Genomic DNA, 20,736 nt, shown 5'->3' on the forward strand with positions numbered 1-20,736 from the left:
TGCGCTGGCAAGGCGCCGTCGCGAAGGCGACCTTTGAGCGGAGCGGTCGTCGAGCGGCGGCAACGCCGCCAGCGTGCGTGATGGGCGGCGCTCACTTGGTGTCGTCCTCGGCGGCGTCGGTATAGCTGGCCTCGCCGGTCCAGCTCCAGCCCCGGACCTCGGGCATGTCCTGGCCGTGGGTGCGGACGTAGGTCTTGTGCTCGATCAGCTTGTCCTTGAGCCACTCGTGGACGTGGCCGGTGCGGCTGAGCAGCCCGGGCACCCGGTCGAGCACGTCGAGCGCCAGGTCGAACCGGTCGAGCTGGTTGAGCACGCACATGTCGAAGGGCGTCGTGGTGGTGCCCTCCTCCTTGTAGCCGCGGACGTGGATGTTCTGGTGGTTCGTACGCCGGTAGGTCAGCCGGTGGATCAGCCACGGGTAGCCGTGGTAGGCGAAGATCACCGGCTTGTTCGTGGTGAACAGGGCGTCGAAGTCGGCGTCCGAGAGCCCGTGCGGGTGCTCCTGCTCGGGCTGGAGGCGCATCAGGTCGACGACGTTGACCAGCCGGATCCTCAGACCGGGCACCTTCTCGCGCAGGATCGAGACCGCCGCGAGGGTCTCCTGGGTGGGGACGTCGCCGGCGCAGGCCATCACGATGTCGGGCTCCTCGCCGTCGTCGTTGGACGCCCAGTCCCAGATGCCGATCCCCTTGGTGCAGTGGGTGATCGCGTCGTCCATCGAGAGGTACTGGAGCGCCGGCTGCTTGCCCGCGACGACCACGTTGACGTAGTTGCGCGACTTCAGGCAGTGGTCGGCCACCGAGAGCAGGGTGTTGGCGTCCGGCGGGAGGTAGACGCGGACGACGTCGGCCTTCTTGTTGACGACGTGGTCGATGAAGCCCGGGTCCTGGTGCGAGAAGCCGTTGTGGTCCTGCCGCCAGACGTGGCTGGTCAGGAGGATGTTGAGCGACGCGATCGGCTTGCGCCAGTCGATGTGGCGGGTGGTGTTCAGCCACTTCGCGTGCTGGTTGAACATCGAGTCGATGATGTGGATGAAGGCCTCGTAGCACGAGAAGAACCCGTGCCGCCCGGTGAGGAGATAGCCCTCCAGCCAGCCCTCGCAGGTGTGCTCGGAGAGGATCTCCATGATCCGGCCGTCCGGCGCGAGGTGGTCGTCCGCGAGGGGCCCGTCGCCGACGATCCGGGCGTTCCAGGTCCGGTTGGTGACCTCCATGACGTCCTGCAGCCGGTTGGAGGAGTTCTCGTCGGGCGCGAACATCCGGAAGTTCTCCATGTTGGCCCGCATCACGTCGCGGAGCCATTCGCCGAGGACCCGGGTCGACTCCACGGCACCGGTGCCCGGCACCACGTCGACGGCGTACTCGGTGAAGTCGGGGAGCTTGAGCTCCTGCAGGAGCATGCCGCCGTTGGCGTGGGGACTGCCGCTCATCCGCTTCGTGCCCTGCGGGTGGAGGGTGCGGATGTCCTCCATCGGCGCGCCGGCCTCGTCGAAGAGCTCCTCCGGCGCGTACGACTTCATCCACTCCTCGAGGATGGCCCGGTGCTCGTCGTTGCCGCGTGCGTCGGCGAACGGCACCTGGTGGGAGCGCCAGTAGCCCTCCACCGGCTTGCCGTCGACCTCCTTCGGTCCGGTCCAGCCCTTCGGCGAGCGGAGCACGATCATCGGCCACGGCCGACGCGCTGGAAGCGCTCCCCCGGACCTCGCCTCGGCCTGGATGTCCCTGATCTCGTCGAGCGCGGCGTCGAGGGTCTCGGAGAAGGCGTGGTGCATCTCGGTGGGGTCGGAGCCGGCGACGACGTACGGCTTGTGGCCGTAGCCCTTCATCAGGTCGACCAGCTCCTCGTCGGAGATCCGGGCGAGCACCGTCGGGTTCGCGATCTTGAAGCCGTTGAGGTGGAGGATCGGGAGTACGGCGCCGTCGCGGCGCGGGTCGACGAACTTGGTGCTGTGCCAGCTGGTGGCGAGCGGGCCGGTCTCGGCCTCGCCGTCGCCGACGACCGCGCAGACGACGAGGTCCGGGTTGTCGAAGGCGGCGCCGTAGGCGTGCGAGAGGGCGTAGCCGAGCTCTCCTCCCTCGTGGATCGAGCCGGGGGTCTCGGGCGCGACGTGGCTCGGGATGCCGCCCGGGAAGGAGAACTGGGTGAAGAGCCGCTTCAGCCCGGCGACGTCGTGGCCGATGTCGGGGTAGTTCTCGGTGTAGGTGCCCTCGAGGTACGACGCGGCGACCAGTCCCGGACCACCGTGGCCGGGGCCGGTGATGAAGATCGAGTCGAGGTCCCGGGCCATGATCGCGCGGTTCATGTGCGCGTAGATGAAGTTGAGGCCGGGGGTGGTGCCCCAGTGGCCGAGGAGCCGGGGCTTGACGTGCTCGGCGACGAGCGGCTCACGGAGGAGCGGGTTGTCCATCAGGTAGATCTGGCCGACGGACAGGTAGTTCGCGGCGCGCCACCAGCGATCGATCCGGGTCAGCTCCTGCTCGTCCAGCATGGTTTCTCCCCCTGTCGGCGTCTGGGTCCTTCGTACCGTGCTTTGGGTCACGCCTGCTAGTGAGGACGCGCCGGAAACTTGATGCTGGTGCTCACTTCGCTAGGTTCAGAGGTGACCGGGGACGAACGGCGCAACGACGGTCCGTCCGCCCCTGGACCGACCAGGACAGACCGCGAACCGACCCGCACAGCCACGGCACACCCCCACCACCACACTCGGGATGGAGGCTGGAAATGGCAGCAACGACGACACAGCGGACGCAGCCTCCGACGGGCGGCCGGGGCCCGGTCGCGGTCCCCGACGGTGACCGCGGACTGACCCGCGCCGAGCGCGCCCGGACCACCGACGATCTCATCGCACGCGCCCACGAGACCCCCGACCCGACCGCTCGACGGCACCTCCTCGAGGAGGTCGTCCTCATCAATCGCGGCGTCGCCGAGGCGGTCGCGACGCGCTACCGGCGACGCGGCGTCGCGCAGGAGGACCTCGACCAGGCGGCGTACGAGGGTCTGGTGAAGGCCGTCTTCCGCTTCGACCCCGAGCGCAACAAGGACCTGCTGACGTACGCCGTCCCCACGATCCGCGGGGAGCTGCAGCGGCACTTCCGCGACCACAGCTGGACCGTCCGGCCGCCGCGCCGGGTCCAGGAGCTGCAGTGGCGGGTGAACCGCTGCATCGACGACCTGACCCAGGAGCTCGGCCACGAGCCGAGCGACGACCAGGTGCGGGAGACGCTCGACCTGAGCCGCGAGGAGTACGACGAGGCGGTCGTCGCGTTCGGCTGCTTCACGCCGACGTCGCTGGACCAGCCGCTGGACCGGGCCGGGAGCCAGCAGACGGCCACGGTCGCCGACCTGATCCCCGACGAGAGCACCGACGCCGACGCCGCGGAGGCCCGGACGACGCTGGAGCCGGTGCTCAAGGGGCTCCCCGAGCGCGACCGGCGGATCCTCTACCTGCGCTTCTTCGAGGACCAGACCCAGGAGGAGATCGGCCAGGAGCTCGGCGTGACCCAGATGCAGGTGTCGCGGCTGCTGACCCGGATCCTGCGCGACCTCCGGGTCGCCCTCGGCGAAGCCGCCTGACCACCGGCCCCCACGCTTTCGGCACGCGACCAGCGGGCACGTACCATCGGGCGGCGTGATCCGCCCCCGCCCGTACGTCGCCGTACCTCTGGCGCTTCCCGTCCTGCTGGCAGCGTTCCTGCTGGCGGGGTGCTCCGGCGGAGGCACGAGCCACGGCGCCGACCCTGCCCAGGTCGACTCGACCGAGGTGCCGAGCGTGGGGACCTGCCGCAACCTCACCCGCGCCGACGTCGCCCGGCCGACCAACGCCAGCCCGCTCGTCGCGTGCGACGACCCGCACAACGCCGAGACGTACGCCGCCGGTCGTCTGCCCAAGCGCTTCGCCGACGTGAAGCCCGACGACGACGCCCTCTCGGACTGGGTCTACGACCGGTGCACCGTGCTCCTGGAGAAGCACCTTGGCGCCGACCAGAGCCTGCTGATGCGGTCGATGCTCAGCTGGGTGTGGTTCGGGCCCTCCGACCGCGCGTGGGAGAAGGGCGCCCGGTGGTTCCGCTGCGACCTCGTCGGCGGCGGGGAGTCGGGTGCGCCGTACGTCGACCTGCCGACGAACACCACGAACATGCTACGGGGCAAGAACATCGACGACCGCTGGATGGTCTGCGCCCGCGGCGCCTCGGTGAACAGCACGAAGGTACCGTGCTCGGAGAAGCACGCGTGGCGAGCCGTGACCACCATCAAGCTCGGCGAGCCGAAGGACTCCTACCCGGGGGACGACACGGTGAAGACGAAGACGCGCAGCTACTGCGCCGACTCGGTCAAGGCCTGGCTGGGGTACCCCGAGAGCTACGACTACGGCTACACGTGGTTCGGGGAGGACGAGTGGGACGCCGGCAACCGACGCTCCGTGTGCTGGGCGAAGACAGACAAGTGACCCGCACGCTCTCCCGGGCGGGCCTGCTGGTCACGGCCGCCCTGCTCACGCTCGCCGCCCTCGCCGGCTGCGGGACCTCCGACGACTCCTCCCCCGCGCCGTCCCCGTCGGCCAGCTCCTCGGTCAGCTCCTCGGCCAGCCCGTCGACGACCCCCACGTCGGCGACGCCGCCGCCGAGCCCCGCCGACGACGCCTGCTACCGGCTCACCTTCGACCAGGCGCTCGCACCCACGACCCAGACCGGGTCGGTGCCCTGCACGAGGCCCCACACCACCCAGACGTACGCCGTCGGCCGGCTCAGCACCGTGGTCGACGGACACCTCCTGGCCGTCGACTCCGACGCCGTACGCCGGCAGGTCGCGCAGACGTGCCCGGCCAGGCTCGCCGGCTACCTCGGCGGGTCCGTCGACGACGTACGCCTCTCGATGCTGCGCGCTGTTTGGTTCACGCCGACCGTCGAGCAATCCGACGCGGGCGCGAGCTGGTACCGCTGCGACGTCATCGCCGTCGGCGGCCCCGACCGGCTGCTGCCGCTCGACGGGCAGCTCAAGGGGATCCTGACCACCGACCGGGCCGACGACTACGCGATGTGCAGCACCGCCCAGCCCGGCACCGACGGGTTCCAGCGGGTGGCCTGCAGCGAGGACCACTCCTGGAAGGCGCTGCGCACCGTCGCGCTGCCGGCCGGCGCCTACCCCGGCGAGGAGAAGGCGAAGGCGGCCGGCCAGACGATCTGCCGCGACGCCGGCCGGGACGTCGCCGACGATGCGCTCGACTACCAGTGGGGCTATGAGTGGCCCACCAAGGACGAGTGGGCCAGCGGCCAGACCTACGGGATCTGCTGGGCGCCGGACTGAGCGAGGCGAACTGAGGCTCACCGATCCATAGGCAGCGCCTCACTGGTGCATCGGCACGCGGTCTTTGCGCCGCCGACGACGGCGGTGGTTCTGTGGTGCGCGTCACCCACCGAACCGTCTGCCCCAGGAGCACGCCATGCGTGATGCGGTCATCGTCGACGCCTGCCGCACCCCGATCGGGAAGCGCAACGGGAGCCTCGCCGGCATCCACCCCGCCGACCTGACGGCCCACGTCCTGCGTGCGCTCGTCGAGCGGACCGGGCTCGACCCGGCCGAGGTCGACGACGTCGTCTGGGGCTGCGTCACCCAGGTCGGCGACCAGTCCGGCAACGTCGGCAGGGTCGGCCTGCTCGCCGCCGGCTGGCCGGAGTCCGTGCCCGGCACCACCATCGACCGCAAGTGCGGGTCCTCACAGCAGGCCGTGGCGTTCGCGGCGGCGGGCGTGATCAGCGGTCAGTACGACCTCGCCGTGGCCGGCGGGGTCGAGTCGATGTCGCGCTCGGCGATGGGCTCCAACACCGCCGGCGGCGCGCCGTACCCGGACACCGTCCTGCAGCGGTACGACGTCGAGCGGTTCAACCAGGGCATCGGAGCCGAGATGGTGGCCGAGAAGTGGGGCCTCTCCCGCGCGCAGCTCGACGAGTACTCCGCCCGCTCCCACGAGCGCACGGCCGCCGCGGCCGACGCCGGCGCGTTCGACGCGCAGATCGCCCCGATCGGCGGGTTGACCGCCGACGAGGGCCTGCGCCGCGGCACGACCGTCGACACGCTCGCCGGGCTGCGGACCGCCTTCAAGGACGACGGCGTCATCACCGCCGGGAACTCCTCGCAGATCTCCGACGGCGCCGGGGCGCTGCTCATCACCACCTCCGAGATCGCGGCCCAGCACGGCTGGACGCCGCTGGCCCGCATCCACACCACCGTCGTCGCAGGCGACGACCCCGTCATCATGCTCACCGGACCGATCCCGGCCACCGAGAAGGCGCTCGAGCGGTCCGGCCTCGCCATCGGCGACATCGGCGCGTTCGAGGTCAACGAGGCCTTCGCCCCGGTCCCGCTCGCGTGGCAGGCGGAGGTCGGTGTCCCCGACGAGGCGCTCAACCCCCTCGGCGGTGCGATCTCCGTCGGCCACCCGCTCGGCGGCTCCGGCGCGATCCTCATGACCCGGCTCGTCCACCACATGAGGGACAACGGCATCAGGTTCGGCCTGCAGACCATGTGCGAGGCCGGCGGGATGGCCAACGCCACCATCCTCGAGCTCCTCTGACAGACAGGAAGACACCATGCGACTCGAAGGTCTCACCACCGCAATCACCGGCGGCGCCTCAGGCCTCGGCCTGGCCACCGCGCAGAAGCTGGTCAAGGAGGGCGGCCATGTCACGGTCATCGACCTGCCGACCTCCGACGGCGAGCAGGTCGCGAAGGAGCTCGGCGAGCGGGCCCAGTTCGTCGCCGGCGACGTGACGGACGAGGAGTCGTTCGCCGCCGCGCTCGACGCCGCCGACGCCCAGGGCGAGGGGCTGCGCGGGCTCGTCCACTGCGCCGGCGCCGGCCGCCGGATGCGGATCATCGAGAAGGACGGCTCCCCCGGCTCGCTCGAGGACTTCGAGTTCGTCATCCGGCTCAACCTGATCGGCAGCTTCAACGCGCTGCGCCTCGGCGCCGTACGCATGGCGAGGCGAGAGCCCGTCGACGGCGAGCGCGGCGCGATCGTCATGACCGCCTCCGTCGCGGCGTACGAGGGCCAGATCGGCCAGATCAACTACTCCGCCTCCAAGGGCGGCGTCGTCGGCATGACGATCGTCGCCGCCCGCGACCTGGCGTCGAAGAACATCCGGGTCAACACGATCGCGCCGGGCATCATGGACACCCCGCTCCTGGGGCGGCTGCGCGACGACGTACGCGCCTCGCTGGCCGCCAGCGTGCCCAACCCGCACCGGCTCGGCCGCACCGAGGAGTACGCCGGCCTCGCCGCGCACCTGCTCGAGAACGGCTACCTCAACGGCGAGACCATCCGCCTCGACGGTGCGATCCGGATGGCCCCTCGCTGACGGTCACTAGGATCGCCTTCGTGGATCCTCAGCATCTCCGCTATTACCTGGCGGTGATCGACCACGGCAGCATCAACGCCGCGGCGAACGCCGTCGGGGTGGCGCAGCCGACCATCAGCCAGGCGATGCGGTCGCTGGAGCGGGAGCTGAAGACGCCGCTGTTCCACCGGATCGGCCGCGGGATGGTGCCGACCTCGGCCGGTCACGCACTGGTGAGCCCGGCACGGAAGGTGCTGCGGGACATCGCGACCGCGGCAGGCTCCGTCCCCGACGCGGAGGGCCACCTGCGCGGGCGGGTCGACGTCCGGGCGCACCCGGCGGTGAGCACGGGCCTGCTGCCGCGGCTGGTGGCGGAGTTCCACCGGAGGCACCCGAAGGTGCGGGTGACGATCGGGACGATGTACGACGAGAGCCGGGTCGCGTCGCTGCTCCGGAACGCGGTCTGCGAGATCGTGGTCACCCATCTGCCGCTCGGAGCGGGCGGCGAGCGCGAGCACGCCGCCGACGAGCGGGAGCTGGACGTCCTGGAGCTCGGGACGCAGGTCTACGCGATCGCGCTGCCGCCGGAGGAGGGCTCGCCCGCCCGGGGCACGCTGCGGTGGGACGAGCTCGACAGCCCCATGGTCGTCGTACCCCAGGGCACCTACCACGCCGGGCAGCTCTTCCGCGCGATGAGCCCGCAGCAGCAGGCGCGCCGGCCCGCCGTCGTACTCCAGAACCGCGAGGCGCGCCTCGCCTTCGCCCTCGCCGGCGTCGGGCCGACGTGGATCGAGCAGTCGGCGACCGAGGTCGCGCTCCAGCGCGGCGCGCGGATCAGGACGATGGAGCCGCCGCTGCCGGCGCCGTACGGCCTGGTCTACGACTCCGACAGCCTCTCCCCCGCCGCGGCGGCGTTCGTGGAGCTCGCCGCTCAGCTCGCGGAGACCGACACGTCGGCGTCCTCGGGGTCCCCGGCCGCCTCCGAGGGCAGCAGCGTCGCGAGGAACGCCGAGGCGGCCGGCGGGAGCTGATCGGCCCGGAAGACCGCGGCGACCTCGCGCCGGATCTCGGGGTCGAGCGGGCGGAGTACGACGCCGGTGAGCTGCGTCCTCGCGATGCCCTCGGGCAGCACGGCGATCCCCGCGCCGGCCATGACGAGCTCCCAGGTCACCTGACGGAAGCCGGAGCGCAGCGCCGCCCCCTCGGCCGGCGGCAGGAGATCGGGCTCGGCGACGAGGTCGGCGAGCCGGTCCTCCATGCTGCGGATGAGCGGCAGCTCGCCGAGCAGCTTCTGCGGCACCGGGTCGGGCAGGTCCTCGGCCAGCCCGGGCGCCATGGCGAGGACCATCCGCTGTGCTGCGATCGGGAGCACCGTGAGCGCCTCGGCCTTGACCGGGAGCGTGGTGAGGCCGATCTCCGCCTGGCCCTGGCGTACGGCGGCCACGACCCCGCCGGCGTGGCCGGGATCGCTGATCCGCACCTCGACGTCGGGATAGCGGTCGCGGAACGCCTGGACGAGCCCCGGCAGCGGGTGCAGCGTCAGGTCGGCGATGGCGGCCAGCTGCAGCCGGCCCGCACGGAGCTCGCGGACCGCCTCGACCCGTTCGCGGGCCAGCGCCACGTCGCGCACCACCCGCCGCGCGGACACCTCGAAGACCCGTCCCGCCTCGGTGAGCGCGAGCTGGCGACCCGAGCGGTCGAAGAGCTCTGCGCCCACCTCACGCTCGAGCGACTTGATCGCCTGCGACAGCGACGGCTGCGCGATGTAGAGCGCGTTGGCGGCCCTGGTGATGCCGCCGTGGTCGACCACGGCCACGAAGTACTCCACCAGCCGCAGGTCCACGACGGCCAGCATAGAGGGGGCATAGGTGACGACTATCACCGTCTTCGCGCCGTGGTCTTTGCCGTCGGCGGCTGCGAGGGACAGAGTGGACCACGCCGTAGCCAGCGTTGCCCGGAGGACAGGAGCCCGATGAGCGCCCCATTGGCGATCGACCGTACGGAGAACGTCGAGACCTGGACCCTCGACCTGCCGGAGTCGCGCAACCCGATCTCGAGCACGGAGATGATCGACGCGCTGGTCGGGGCCGCCGACCGGGTCAACCGCGACGACGCAGTGCGCGCGGTCATCATCACCGGCGCCGGGACGGCGTTCTCCTCCGGCGGCAACGTCAAGGACATGGCCAGCGGCGAGGGCCTCTTCGGCCATGCCCCGCACCGGCAGCGGACCGCCTACCGCGACGGCATCCAGCGGATCCCGCGGGCGCTGCACCAGTGCGAGGTGCCGCTCATCGCAGCGGTCAACGGTCCGGCCGTCGGCGCCGGCTGCGACCTGGCGATGATGTGCGACCTGCGGATCGCCTCGACCACGGCGTTCTTCGCCGAGTCGTTCGTGAAGCTCGGCATCATCCCCGGCGACGGCGGTGCGTACTTCCTGCCCCGCGCGGTCGGCTACGCCAGGGCCGCCGAGATGGCGCTCACCGGCGACCGGGTGGACGCCGCGACCGCGCTCGAGTGGGGCCTCGTGTCGCGGGTCGTCGAGCCCGAGAAGCTCCTCGACGAGGCGCACGCGCTGGCCGCGCGGGTCGCGGCGAACCCGCCCCACGCCGTACGCATGGCCAAGAAGCTGCTCCGCGAGGCGCAGGGCCGCAGCCTCGACACCGTGCTCGAGCTGTCGGCAGCGATGCAGGCGATCGCCCACCAGACCAAGGACCACCACGAGGCGGTCGCGGCGATGCTCGAGAAGCGCTCCCCGGAGTTCACGGGCGAATGACCGACCTGCTTCCCCCGCCCGTCGCCGACACCCCCGAGCTGGCGCAGCTGCGCGCCGACGTACGCGACTTCCTCGACGCGCAGGTCGCCGCCGGGGTCTTCACCCCGGACGTCGACACGTGGCTCAACGGCTTCAACCCGGACTTCACCAGGTCGCTGGCCCGGCGGGGCTGGCTGGGGATGACGATCCCGCAGGAGTACGGCGGCCACGGCCGCTCGTTCATGGAGCGCTTCGTCGTCACCGAGGAGCTGCTCGCGGCCGGCGCGCCGGTCGCCGCGCACTGGATCGCCGACCGGCAGGCGGCGCCGTCACTGCTGAGGTACGGCACCGAGGAGCAGAAGCGCCGCTACCTGCCCCGGATCGCCGCCGGCGAGCTCTACTGGGCGATCGGGATGAGCGAGCCGGACTCCGGCTCCGACCTGGCCAGCGTCCGCACCCGCGGGGAGCGGGTCGACGGCGGCTGGCGGATCACGGGCACCAAGGTGTGGACGTCCGGGGCGCACGTCGCTCATGCCTTCTTCGCACTCGCGCGGACCTCGCCCCTCGACCCGGAGCACCGCCACGCCGGGCTCTCGCAGTTCATCGTCGAGCTTGACTCCCCCGGCGTCGAGATCTCGCCGATCCTCTCGATGAACGGCGCCCACCACTTCAACGAGGTGCACTTCGACGGCGTCTTCGTGCCCGACGAGCTGGTCATGGGCACGATCGGCGAGGGCTGGCAGCAGGTCACCTCCGAGCTGTCCTACGAGCGCAGCGGGCCCGAGCGGTTCCTCTCCACCTACCGGCTGCTCGCGGCGCTGGCCCGGCGCGGTCTCGGCGGGCCGTCGACGGGGGCGTACGTCGCCCGGCTCGCCGGCCTGCACCAGATGTCGTCAGCGGTGGCCGGCGGGCTGGAGCAGGGCCGGGACGTGTTGTCGGCGGCGGCCGTGGTGAAGGTGCTCGGCACCGCGCTCGAGGGTGACATCGCGGACCTCGCCGACCTGCTGACCGAGGACGACCCGTACGACCCGGAGCTGCGCGCGCTGGTCTCGCGCGCGGTCTTCCACCGGCCGGGGTTCACCCTCCGCGGCGGCACCAGCGAGGTGCTGCGCGGCGTGATCGCGAGGGAGCTGGGCCTGAGATGACTGCCGACCCCTACACCGTCGATCCCGACCTGGTCGCGACGATCCGGGACGTGCTCTCCGCCAGTGCGCCGACGCCGCGCGACCCCGGTTCCGGCGTCGGCCTCGACGTCGCCCTCTGGGACAAGCTCGAGTCGCTCGGCCTCGCCCGGCTCACAGGCGACGAGGCCGAGGGCGGGAGCGGCGCCACCTGGCACGAGTCGGCGGCGCTGCTGACCGAGCTGGCGTCGCACGCCGTCGCCCTGCCGGTCGCCGAGCACGACCTGCTCGCGGGGTGGCTGCTGCGCACCGCCGGGCTGCCCGTGGACGGTCGGATCCGGACGATGGGGCTGGTCGAGTGGGACTCGGAGGGCCGGGAGGTCGCCCGCGCCGTGCCGTGGGCGCGCCACGCCGACTCGGTCGTCCTGCTGTCCTCGTCCGGCGACGGGCGGGTCGTCACCGACGTGGCCGTCGCCGATCTCGAGCTGACCGAGGGGCTCAACCTGGCGGGCGAGCCGCGCGACGACCTGCTGGTGCCGGCAGAGGCCCTCACGGGTGCGCCGGTCTCACAGGACGTCGCCGAAGAGCTCTTCCTGCGCGCCGGACTGGTCCGTGCGATCCAGGTCGCCGGCGCGCTCGAGCGCTGTCTGTCGCTGGCGCTCGAGCACACCACGACGCGGGTCCAGTTCGGCCGGCCGATCTCGCGCTTCCAGGCGGTCCAGCACCTGCTCGCCGACGTTGCCGCGGAGGCCTCGCTCGCCCGGGCCGCCGTCGACGCCGCCGTACGCTCCGCCGCCGCCCGGGACGCCGGCGGCACCGCCGAGGACCTGGCCTTCCCGGTCGCCGTCGCGCGGTCGTGCACGGGTCACGCCGCCTCCGTCGTCGTACGCCACGCCCACCAGCTGCACGGCGCCATCGGCACGACCCTCGAGCACGACCTCCACCGCTTCACCCTGCCGGCGCTCGCCTGGCGCTCGGAGTACGGCTCCACCCAGACCTGGGACCGCCGCGTCGCCGAGCTCGCTCGGTCCGCGGGTGCCGATGACCCCAACGGCCTCTGGGCGCTCGTCACCCGTTGAGTCGGGGGTTGTGACCCGTTGAGTCGGGGGTTGTGACCCGTCGAGTGGGGGTTGTGACCCGTCGAGTCGGAGATTTCGATCCCCGGGTGGGCCGCTTTCCGTCCACATCGACGCTTCCGGCCGGCTGTTCCCACAGGTCGCCGTACGGCGCGGCACGGATCGCGCCCCGAGCGCGCACGCTTGCCGGCATGCCACCCGTGAGTATCCCCGATCGGCCGTTCACCAGCGATGGCCTCGACGAGCTCGGCCTGAGCCGAGCCATGCTCCGCCGAGGTCTGAAGAGCGGCAGGCTCCGCCGGATCGTCCGGGGTGTCTACGTGTCAGCCCACGTCCCCGACTCCTTCGACCTTCGGGTGGCCGCGGTCGCGCTCGTGGTCGCCGACGGACACGTCGTCGTGGACCGAACCGCCGCGTGGCTCCATGGGTTCAACGCCTACACGCCGGCCGAGCACGAGCTCGGGCCGGTCGTCGAGACCTGCGCCCTGCGTGGACACCAGCCCGCGGATCGCGTCGGTGTCGACGGCCGCACCCGCGACCTCACCGCCGACGACATCCTGGTCGTCGGCGGTGTCCGCGTGACCACCCCGATGCGCACCGCCCTCGACCTTGCCTGCCACCTCCGGCGCCGGGAGGCGTTCGCCGCTCTCAACGGTCTGGCGCGCGAGCACGGGTTCACCTCCGCCGAGCTCCATCGCCTGCTCCCCCGGTTCCGCCGACGTCGCGGCGTCGTCCAGGCCCGCAAGCTGGTCCCACTCGTCGATCCGCGCCTGGAGTCGCCTCGCGAGTCGTGGACGCTCCTCGCGATACTCGACGCCGGGCTACCGCCGCCCACGCCCCAGCACTGGATCGAGATCGACGGGGTGCGGACCTACCGCCTCGACTTCGCCTACGTGCACCTCCGGGTCTGCGTTGAGTACGACGGCTGGGAGGCCCACGAGCAGTCGGAGGAGCAGCGCAGGTACGACGAAGAGCGCCGCGCATGGCTGCGCGCCAACGGCTGGACGGTCATCGTCGTACGCCTCGGCGACTTCACCGGCGACGCCCTCGACCGCTGGATCGGGGAGCTGCGCGCGGCGCTCTGCCCGTCGTACTCCCCGCGCCGCTGGTGACCACAACCCCGACTCGACCGGGCAGAACCCCCGACTCGACCGGGCAGAACCCCCGACTCGACCGGGCAGAACCCCCGACTCAACCGCCGAGGCGGCTGCGGAGCTCGGTCTTCAGGATCTTGCCGGCGGGGTTGGCGGGCAACGAGGGGACGAGGTGGACCTCGCGGACCTTCTTGTAGGGCAGGACCCGCTCGGCGACGTACGCCTTGAGCTCCTCGGGATCGACCTCGGCGCGAGGGCGGGCGACGACGAACGCGACCGGGATCTGGCCGACGGACGGGTCAGAGCGCCCGACGACGGCGGCCGAGGTGACGGCCGGGTGCTGGACGAGCAGCTCCTCGAGCTCGCGCGGATAGACGTTGTAGCCCTTGTAGATGAGCATGTCCTTCAGCCGGTCGCTGATGAAGACGAAGCCCTCCTCGTCGATGTAGCCGACGTCGCCTGTCCGGAGCCAGCCGTCGGCGTACTGCTCGCGGGTCAGCTCGGGGTGGCCCTGGTAGCCGGCGGTGACCTGCGGTCCGCGGACCCAGAGCTCGCCCGGCTCACCGGCGGGCAGCACCCGGCCGACGGCGTCGCGGATCTCGACCTCCGTGTCGGGCACCGGTAGGCCGACGCTGCCGAGCTTGCGCCGGGCGCCGTGGAAGCCGGGTGCGGAGGTGACCAGGCAGGTGCCCTCGGTGAGCCCGTAGCCCTCGTTGAGCATCGCCGACGGGAAGATCTCCCGGAGCCCGCGCATCGTCTCGAGGTCGATCGGCGCCGCGCCCGAGGCGACACCTGCAAGGAGCTGAGGTCGTGCTCGCGGGCGGCCGGGCAGTTGAGCAGGGCGTGCCACATGGTGGGGCTGCCGGTGATGTAGGTCGCGCGGCGCGACTCGATGAGCTCGATCATCCGCTCCGGGCTGAACCGGCCGAGGACGACGATCCGCGCCCCGGTGGTCAGCATGAAGAGGGTGTTGATGAGCGCCTGGGCGTGATACATCGGCCCCGCGACGAGCGTGACGCAGCGCCCCTCCTCGACACCCATGTCGTCGCGCCCGAAGCCGCCGAGCACCAGGTCGCCGGCGTCGAGGGCGACGCTGAGGCCACCGCGCCACGAGACCGCCTGGGTGACGTTGGCGATGACGTTCCGGTTGAGGACGCGTACGCCCTTGGAGACACCGGTCGTGCCGCCGGTGAACGCGAGGTGGGCAACGTCCTCGGAGGTCCCCTTCGGGACCGGGGGCTCCGTCGGGCGGCCTGCGACGAAGTCGGCCATCGTGACGAGACCGTCGGCCTCGGGTACGCCGGCGGTCGCCGGCGCGGCGCCGGTCCCCGGGACCACGACGATCGTGCGGACGTCGGTCCCCTCCCGCGCCTCGACGACGTTGGAAACGTGGTCGGGGTGGCTGACCACGACCGTCGCAGCGGCCTCGACGAGCTGGTGGCGCAGGCCGGCGGGCGGGTAGAGCGGGTTCGCTGGCGAGATCGCGGCCCCGGCGAGCTGTACGCCGGCGTACGCCACCAGGAACCAGCGGCTGTTGGGCAGGTGGACCAGGACCGTGTCGCCGGGGCCCACCCCCTCGTCCCGGAGCGCGTGCGCGAAGGCCGATGCCTCGGCGAGCAGCCGGGCGAAGGTGGTCTCCTCGTCGCCGTCCTCGACCGCGACGTGGTCGGCGAAGCGGCGGCAGACCGCCGCGAGCAGCTCACCCACGGACACGTCCGGGTAGTCGAGGTGGCGCGGGACGCCCTCTGGCCAGTAGGTCGAGGTCATGCGACAGCCCCTTCCTGGTGCAGCCGGGCGATCTCCTCGGAGGTCAGACCGATCCCGGCGAGGATCTCGTCGGTGTGTGCGCCGGGCGCGGGCGGCACCGCCGGCGGCGCAAGCGGCGTCGCGGCGAACCGCGGCGCCGGTGCGGGGTGGACGACGCCCGCCTCGTCGGTGACGTACGTCGACCGCCCGGCCAGGTGCGGGTCCGACGGCGCCTCGGCGATGTCGAGCACCGGCGTGACGCAGGCGTCGACGCCGGTGAAGACCTCCGCCCACGCGTCGCGGGTGCGCGTCCGGAACGCCTCCGCAAACGTCTTCCGGGTGCGCGCGAAGGTCTCCGGGTCGCGCTGGTCCCTCGGATCCACGTCGACCCCGAGCGTCTCGATGAGCGCGGCGTAGAACTGCGGCTCGACGGCGCCGACGGCGACGTACCGCCCGTCGGCGCACTCGTAGGTGTCGTAGAACGGCATCGACCCGTCGAACATGTTGCTGCCCCGGTCGGGCGTCCACCGGCCCTGCGCGGCGAAGCCGTACGTCATCGCCATCAGCAGCGCCGAGCCGTCGACCATGGCGGCGTCGACGTCCTGTCCGACGCCGGTCGCGCGGGCGTGCAGCACCGCCGAGACGACGCCGAGCGCGAGCAGCATCCCGCCGCCGCCGAAGTCGCCGACCAGGTTGAGCGGCGGCACCGGCCGCTCGCCCGTGCGCCCGATCGAGCCGAGTACCCCGGAGAGCGCTATGTAGTTGATGTCGTGCCCGGCCCGGGCTGCCAGCGGACCGTCCTGGCCGAAGCCGGTCATCCGGCCGACGACGAGGGCGGGGTTGGTGGCGCGCAGGGTGGCGGGCGCGAGCCCGAGCCGCTCCAGCACGCCCGGCCGGAAACCCTCGATGAGCGCGTCGGCACCGTCCACCAGCCGGCGTACGACGGCGCGGCCGGCCTCCGACTTGAGGTCGACGGCCAGCGACCGGCGGCCCCGGTCGAGGACCGGGTTCGGGTCGGTGCCGACCTCGGCCGGGCGGTGGACGCGTACGACGTCGGCGCCGAGGTCGGCGAGGACCATCGCGCAGAACGGTCCCGGTCCGATCCCGCCGAGCTCCACGACGGAAACGCCGGCGAGCGGCCCGCTCATCGGCCCTTCCACTTCGGGGCGCGCTTCTCGGCGAAGGCGCGTGCGCCCTCCTTGGCGTCCTCGGAGGCGAAGACGGGCTCGATGATCGAGCCCTGCTCGGTCCAGAGCTGGTCGCTGGTCCAGTCGGGTGAGCCGACCACGATCTGCTTGCTCGCCTGGACCGCCAGCGGGCCGTTGGCGGCGATCCGGCCGGCCAGCTCGAGCGCAGCGTCGAGGGCGCCGCCGTCGTCGACGAGCCGGTTGACGAGGCCGAGCTCGGCGGCCCGCGGTGCGTCCAGGAAGTCGCCGGTGAGCGCGAGCTCCATCGCGACGTTCTGCGGGATCCGCTGCGGGAGCCGGAAGAGGCCGCCCGCGGCGGCGACGAGCCCGCGCTTCACCTCCGGGATGCCGAGCTTCGCCCCGCGGCCCGCGGTCACCATGTCGCAGGCCAGGACGATCTCGCAGCCGCCCGCCAGGGCGTAGCCCTCGACGGCCGCGATCATCGGCTTGGCCGGTGGCGCCTGGGTGATGCCGGCGAAGCCGCGGCCGGGGATGGAGGGCCGCTCCCCGCGCAGGAAGCCCTTCAGGTCCATCCCTGCGCAGAACGTCCCGCCGGCGCCGGTGATCACGCCGACGGCGAGGTCGTCGCGGCCGTCGAGCTCGTCGAGCGCGGCCGCGACCCCCTCCGAGACGGCCAGCGTCACGGCGTTCTTCGCCTGGGGCCGGTTGATCGTGATGACCATGACGCCGCCGTCGCTGGTGACGAGCACCTCGGGCTGGTCTGTCGTGGTCCCGCCGGTCTGCTGCGTGGTCGTCATCGGGGTCCCTTCACAGTCCCATCGCCTTGGCGATGATCGTCTTCATGACCTCGCTCGTACCGCCGTAGATCCGGGAGACCCGAGCGTCGGTGTAGAGCTTCGAGATGGTGTACTCGCTCATGTAGCCGTAGCCGCCGTGCAGCTGCAGGCACTTGTCGATGACCCGGGCCTGCATCTCGGTGGTCCACAGCTTCACCGCGGCCGCGTCGGCGGCCGTCAGCTCGCCGCGGTCGTTGAGCTCGAGCGCCTGGTCGACCATCGCCTGGCCGGCCTGGAGGTCCGCCGAGCACTCGGCGAGCACGAACTTGGAGTTCTGGAACGCCGCGACAGGCTGGCCGAACACGATCCGCTGCTGGGTGTAGTCGCGGGCAAGGTCGATCGCCGCTCCCGCCATCGCGACCGCGCTGACCGCGAGGATGAGCCGCTCCTGGGCGAGGTTGTGGCCGAGGTAGGAGAACCCCTCGCCCTCCTCGCCGAGCAGGTCCTCGACGGGCACGCGTACGTCGGTGAAGGAGAGCTCGCAGGTGTCCTGCGCCTTCAGCCCCATCTTCTCCAGAACCCGGCCGACCTCGTAGCCCTCGGAGGTGGTGTCGACGACCAGGATCGAGAGGCCGGCTCGCCGGTTCCGCTCCGCCGGGGGCGACGTACGACAGACCACGAGCACGCGGTCGGCGTTGTAGCCGCCGGTGATGAAGGTCTTCGCGCCGTTGAGGATGTAGTGAGTACCGTCCTCGGAGAGCCGCGCGCTCGTCCGGATGCCGGCGAGGTCGGAGCCGGTGCCGGGCTCGGTCATCGCGATCGCGAACATCGTCGTACCGGCCGCGAAGCCCGGGAGCCAGCGCGCCTTCTGCTCGTCGTTCGCGATGCGGAGCAGGTACGGCAGCACCAGGTCGAGGTGGACGCGCAGCGGGCCGAGGCTCAGCCCCAGCCGGGCGGCCTCCTCGGTGACGATCGCGTTGAACTTGTAGGACTCGACCCCGGACCCGCCGTACTCCTCGGGGATCTGGAGGCCGAGGAACCCCATCGCCCCGGCCTTCTCGTAGAAGCCCTTGTCGGGGCGGCCCTGCTTCTCCCAGTCGGCATAGTGCGGGACCGCCTCCTTCTCGAAGAAGGTGCGCACCGAGTCGCGGAACGCCTCGTGGTCGTCGTCGAAGATCAGCCGCTTCATCTACTCGCTCTCCCTGTGCTCGCCCGCGTCGTCGCCGCGGTCGAGGTGCCACTCGCCGGTGAACTCCGGCTCGCTCCTGTCGGCGAACGCCTTCCGCGCCGCCGGTGCGTCGGTACCGAAGTTGACGGCCTGCGCGGCGCCCTCGTGGACCAGCGCCTGCTCGAGGGAGCCCAGCGCCGACCGGTGGAGCAGCTCCTTGGTCTGCGCCAGCGCGATCGGCGGCCCGGCAGCGAGCCGGTCGCAGAGCTCGGCCATGAAGCCGTCGAGCTCGTCCGGCTCCTTCACCCAGGTCGCAAGACCGAGCGCGAGCATCTCCTCCGCGCCGACGATGTCGCCGAGCAGCGCGAGCCGCTTGGCCTGCAGCATCCCCACAGCGCGCGGAAGCAGCCAGGAGCCGCCGGCGTCGAGGGAGAGCCCACGCCTGGGGAAGATCTCGCTGAATCGGGCAGCGGTGGAGGCGACCACGAAGTCGCAGCCCAGCGCGAGGTTGGCGGCCGCCCCGACCGCCACGCCGTCGATCCGCGCCACCGTGGGCTGCGGCATGGTGTGGAGCGCGATGGCCGCCTCGCCGGTGAGCCGCATGCCGTAGTACGGGTGGGCGGCGCGCGCGCCGAGCCGGCTCACGTCCGCGCCGGAGCTGAAGTCGCCACCCGCACCGGTCAGCACGACGACCCGCACGCTCTCGTCGTACGCCGTCGCGCGGAGGGTCTCCCCCAGGGACCGCAGCGTCAGGTGGTCGAGCGCGTTCTTCTTGCCGGGGTTGTCGAACGTGAGCGTGCGTACGGCGCCCTCGTCCTTCACGTGGAGCGTCACGCGCCGCTCCTGACCAGGCTGCGGAGCTCGCCCTTGAGGATCTTGCCGCTGGCGTTCATCGGCATCGCCGGCACCACGGTGATCCGCTTCGGCACCTTGTAGCCCGCCAGGAACCGGCGGCCGTACGCCTCCAGCTCCTCGGCCGTCGGCGCCTCGTCGCCGCGCGGCACCACGACCGCCACCGGGACCTCGCCCCAGCGCGCGTGCGGGGCGCCGACGACGGCGACGCTGCCGACCTTGGGATGGCCGGCGAGGACGTTCTCGACCTCGGCGCAGTAGACGTTCTCCCCGCCGCTGATGATCATGTCCTTGATCCGGTCGACGACGTAGTAGAAGCCGTCCTCGTCGACGCGGACGAGATCGCCGGAGTGGAACCAGCCACCACGGAACGCCTCGGCCGTCTTCTCGGGCGCGTTCCAGTAGCCCGTCATCACCGTCGGCCCGCGGTAGACGATCTCGCCGACTTCTCCGGGCGGCACGTCGTTCATCTCCGGGTCGACCACCCGGGCCTCGACGCCGAGCATCGGCTTCCCGACCGAGTCGGGCCGTTCGGCGGCGTCCTCCGGCATCAGCACCAGCGCCGAGGAGCAGGTCTCGGTCTGGCCGAAGGCAGAGGTGAGGCTGACCGTTGGGAACGCCGCCCGGATCTCGCGGACCAGCTGAGCGCTGGCCGGAGCCGCGCCCCAGTTGGCGGCCACGAAGTGCGGGAAGCTCCGTCCCGCGAGCGCGGGGTGGCGCACGATCGCCTGCCACTGGGCGGGCACGAAGAACGCCAGGCTGACCTGCTCCCGGTCGAGCACGTCGATCACCTCCGCGGCGTCGAACGCGCCGCTCGGCATCAGCACCATCCGGCCGCCGGTGAACATCGTCGAGAGGTACGTCGCGTAGCCGGCGACGTGGAACATCGGCACCGCGCACAGGCTCACCCGGCAGCTGCTCGGGAACCCCATGTGCGCGTAGCGGGAGGCCACCCAAGAGTGCAGGTTGCGGTGGCTGAGCATCGCGCCCTTGGGCCGCCCGGTCGTGCCCGAGGTGTAGAGGATGACCGCGGCGGTGTCCTCGTCCACCGGGATCTCCGGGTGCGGCCCCGCGGCCGCCAGCTCCGCCTCGTAGTCGTCGGTGTCGGTCACCAGCGTCGCCGTCACCGCGGTCCCGGGCAGCGCCTCCGTGGCGTTCGCCAGCAGCCCGGTGTCGACGAGCAGGGCGCACGCGCCGCTGTCGGCCAGCTGGTAGGTCAGCTCGGCAGGGACGAGCCGGAAGCTCAGCGGTACGGCGATCGCGCCGAGCCTGCTGCAGGCGACCAGCGCCTCGGCGTACTGCGGCCGGTTGGTCATCAGCAGCGCGACCCGCTCGCCCGCGCGCACGCCGCGGTCGGCGAGGACCGTTGCCAGCCTCCCGGCGCGGTCGTGCAGCTCGGCGTACGTCGTGTCGGGGCGCTGCGCTCCGACGAACGTCAGCGCCCGAGCCCGGGGGGCGCTGCGGGCGTGCCGCCCGACCTGCGCGCTCAGCGTCTGGCCCTGGCCGTGGACGCTCAGCTCCGGAGCGGTCCGCTCCTCGTACGCCTGCCCTGCCGACACGTGCATCCTCCTCGACGACCGCTGTCTCCGCAGATCCCTTGGAGTTCATCGTGTGGCCTGCGTCACTCAGGCGCAAAGACCCAGACCGATACCGACCGTTCGGCGCTGCC

Annotated in this window: 18 protein-coding genes and 1 pseudogene; 10 read left to right on the plus strand and 9 right to left on the minus strand. The window is 72.1% G+C overall.

What is annotated here, in order from left to right; genetic code table 11:
• Positions 1-91: 91 nt before the first annotated feature.
• Positions 92-2,539: a phosphoketolase family protein gene (locus ABLE53_RS22015; protein WP_348861303.1), complete on the minus strand. Its 2,448-nt coding sequence runs from the start codon at positions 2,537-2,539 to the stop codon at positions 92-94.
• Between the two features lie 182 nt (positions 2,540-2,721).
• On the opposite strand from ABLE53_RS22015, the gene ABLE53_RS22020 reads away from it, so the two are divergent.
• The 6 genes from ABLE53_RS22020 (at position 2,722) to ABLE53_RS22045 (ending at position 8,365) form a co-directional block, all read left to right on the plus strand.
• A complete protein-coding gene (locus ABLE53_RS22020) occupies positions 2,722-3,573 on the plus strand; it encodes a sigma-70 family RNA polymerase sigma factor (protein WP_348861304.1) in 852 nt (283 codons plus the stop codon).
• A 55-nt stretch (positions 3,574-3,628) separates the two neighbouring features.
• Complete coding sequence (locus tag ABLE53_RS22025) at positions 3,629-4,447, plus strand: septum formation family protein (RefSeq protein ID WP_348861305.1); 819 nt, start codon at positions 3,629-3,631, stop codon at positions 4,445-4,447.
• Positions 4,444-5,304 (plus strand): septum formation family protein, encoded by an 861-nt coding sequence (locus ABLE53_RS22030; RefSeq protein ID WP_348861306.1) that lies wholly within the window; start codon positions 4,444-4,446, stop codon positions 5,302-5,304. The genes ABLE53_RS22025 and ABLE53_RS22030 overlap by 4 nt, the downstream gene beginning before the upstream one ends.
• 136 nt (positions 5,305-5,440) lie before the next feature.
• Positions 5,441-6,571: a thiolase family protein gene (locus ABLE53_RS22035; protein WP_348861307.1), complete on the plus strand. Its 1,131-nt coding sequence runs from the start codon at positions 5,441-5,443 to the stop codon at positions 6,569-6,571.
• Positions 6,572-6,587: 16 nt separating this feature from the next.
• Positions 6,588-7,355: an SDR family NAD(P)-dependent oxidoreductase gene (locus ABLE53_RS22040; RefSeq protein WP_348861308.1), complete on the plus strand. Its 768-nt coding sequence runs from the start codon at positions 6,588-6,590 to the stop codon at positions 7,353-7,355.
• A 20-nt stretch (positions 7,356-7,375) separates the two neighbouring features.
• Complete coding sequence (locus ABLE53_RS22045) at positions 7,376-8,365, plus strand: LysR family transcriptional regulator (protein WP_348861309.1); 990 nt, start codon at positions 7,376-7,378, stop codon at positions 8,363-8,365.
• Here the strand turns inward: ABLE53_RS22045 and ABLE53_RS22050 are convergent.
• Positions 8,266-9,177 (minus strand): LysR family transcriptional regulator, encoded by a 912-nt coding sequence (locus tag ABLE53_RS22050; RefSeq protein WP_348861310.1) that lies wholly within the window; start codon positions 9,175-9,177, stop codon positions 8,266-8,268. The two genes, ABLE53_RS22045 and ABLE53_RS22050, sit on opposite strands and share 100 nt — an antisense overlap.
• Before the next feature lie 129 nt (positions 9,178-9,306).
• Here ABLE53_RS22050 and ABLE53_RS22055 point away from each other — a divergent pair, with 129 nt between their 5' ends.
• The 4 genes from ABLE53_RS22055 to ABLE53_RS22070 all read left to right on the plus strand — a co-directional run bounded on the left by ABLE53_RS22055 (position 9,307) and on the right by ABLE53_RS22070 (position 13,395).
• Complete coding sequence (locus tag ABLE53_RS22055; protein WP_348861311.1) at positions 9,307-10,107, plus strand: crotonase/enoyl-CoA hydratase family protein; 801 nt, start codon at positions 9,307-9,309, stop codon at positions 10,105-10,107.
• Positions 10,104-11,231, plus strand: a complete 1,128-nt coding sequence (locus ABLE53_RS22060) for an acyl-CoA dehydrogenase family protein (protein WP_348861312.1) — start codon at positions 10,104-10,106, stop codon at positions 11,229-11,231. The genes ABLE53_RS22055 and ABLE53_RS22060 overlap by 4 nt, the downstream gene beginning before the upstream one ends.
• Complete coding sequence (locus tag ABLE53_RS22065; RefSeq protein WP_348861313.1) at positions 11,228-12,286, plus strand: acyl-CoA dehydrogenase family protein; 1,059 nt, start codon at positions 11,228-11,230, stop codon at positions 12,284-12,286. The genes ABLE53_RS22060 and ABLE53_RS22065 overlap by 4 nt, the downstream gene beginning before the upstream one ends.
• A gap of 188 nt (positions 12,287-12,474) precedes the next feature.
• Entirely contained in the window at positions 12,475-13,395 is a 921-nt protein-coding gene (locus tag ABLE53_RS22070; RefSeq protein ID WP_348861314.1) for a type IV toxin-antitoxin system AbiEi family antitoxin domain-containing protein, read from the plus strand.
• Between the two features lie 79 nt (positions 13,396-13,474).
• Here the strand turns inward: ABLE53_RS22070 and ABLE53_RS24870 are convergent, their stop codons facing one another.
• From ABLE53_RS24870 to ABLE53_RS22105, 7 genes and pseudogenes are all read right to left on the minus strand, one after another.
• Positions 13,475-13,777: an AMP-binding enzyme gene (locus ABLE53_RS24870; protein WP_425474907.1), complete on the minus strand. Its 303-nt coding sequence runs from the start codon at positions 13,775-13,777 to the stop codon at positions 13,475-13,477.
• Positions 13,778-13,951: 174 nt separating this feature from the next.
• A pseudogene (locus ABLE53_RS22080) lies at positions 13,952-15,144 on the minus strand (class I adenylate-forming enzyme family protein); the annotation flags it as partial.
• The gene (locus tag ABLE53_RS22085) at positions 15,141-16,271 is read right to left on the minus strand and encodes a CaiB/BaiF CoA transferase family protein (protein WP_348861316.1); all 1,131 of its coding nucleotides are present in this window, start codon (positions 16,269-16,271) and stop codon (positions 15,141-15,143) included. The pseudogene ABLE53_RS22080 and the gene ABLE53_RS22085, both read right to left, overlap by 4 nt.
• Entirely contained in the window at positions 16,268-17,068 is an 801-nt protein-coding gene (locus tag ABLE53_RS22090; protein WP_348861317.1) for a crotonase/enoyl-CoA hydratase family protein, read from the minus strand. The genes ABLE53_RS22085 and ABLE53_RS22090 overlap by 4 nt, the downstream gene beginning before the upstream one ends.
• A gap of 10 nt (positions 17,069-17,078) precedes the next feature.
• Positions 17,079-18,236 (minus strand): acyl-CoA dehydrogenase family protein, encoded by a 1,158-nt coding sequence (locus ABLE53_RS22095; RefSeq protein ID WP_348861318.1) that lies wholly within the window; start codon positions 18,234-18,236, stop codon positions 17,079-17,081.
• Positions 18,237-19,049, minus strand: a complete 813-nt coding sequence (locus ABLE53_RS22100) for an enoyl-CoA hydratase/isomerase family protein (RefSeq protein WP_348861319.1) — start codon at positions 19,047-19,049, stop codon at positions 18,237-18,239.
• The gene (locus tag ABLE53_RS22105) at positions 19,046-20,626 is read right to left on the minus strand and encodes a long-chain-fatty-acid--CoA ligase (RefSeq protein WP_348861320.1); all 1,581 of its coding nucleotides are present in this window, start codon (positions 20,624-20,626) and stop codon (positions 19,046-19,048) included. The genes ABLE53_RS22100 and ABLE53_RS22105 overlap by 4 nt, the downstream gene beginning before the upstream one ends.
• Positions 20,627-20,736: the final 110 nt, after the last annotated feature.

Origin of the sequence: Nocardioides asiaticus (assembly GCF_040049175.1) — a bacterium.
Taxonomy (GTDB): Bacteria; Actinomycetota; Actinomycetes; order Propionibacteriales; family Nocardioidaceae; genus Nocardioides; species Nocardioides cheoyonin.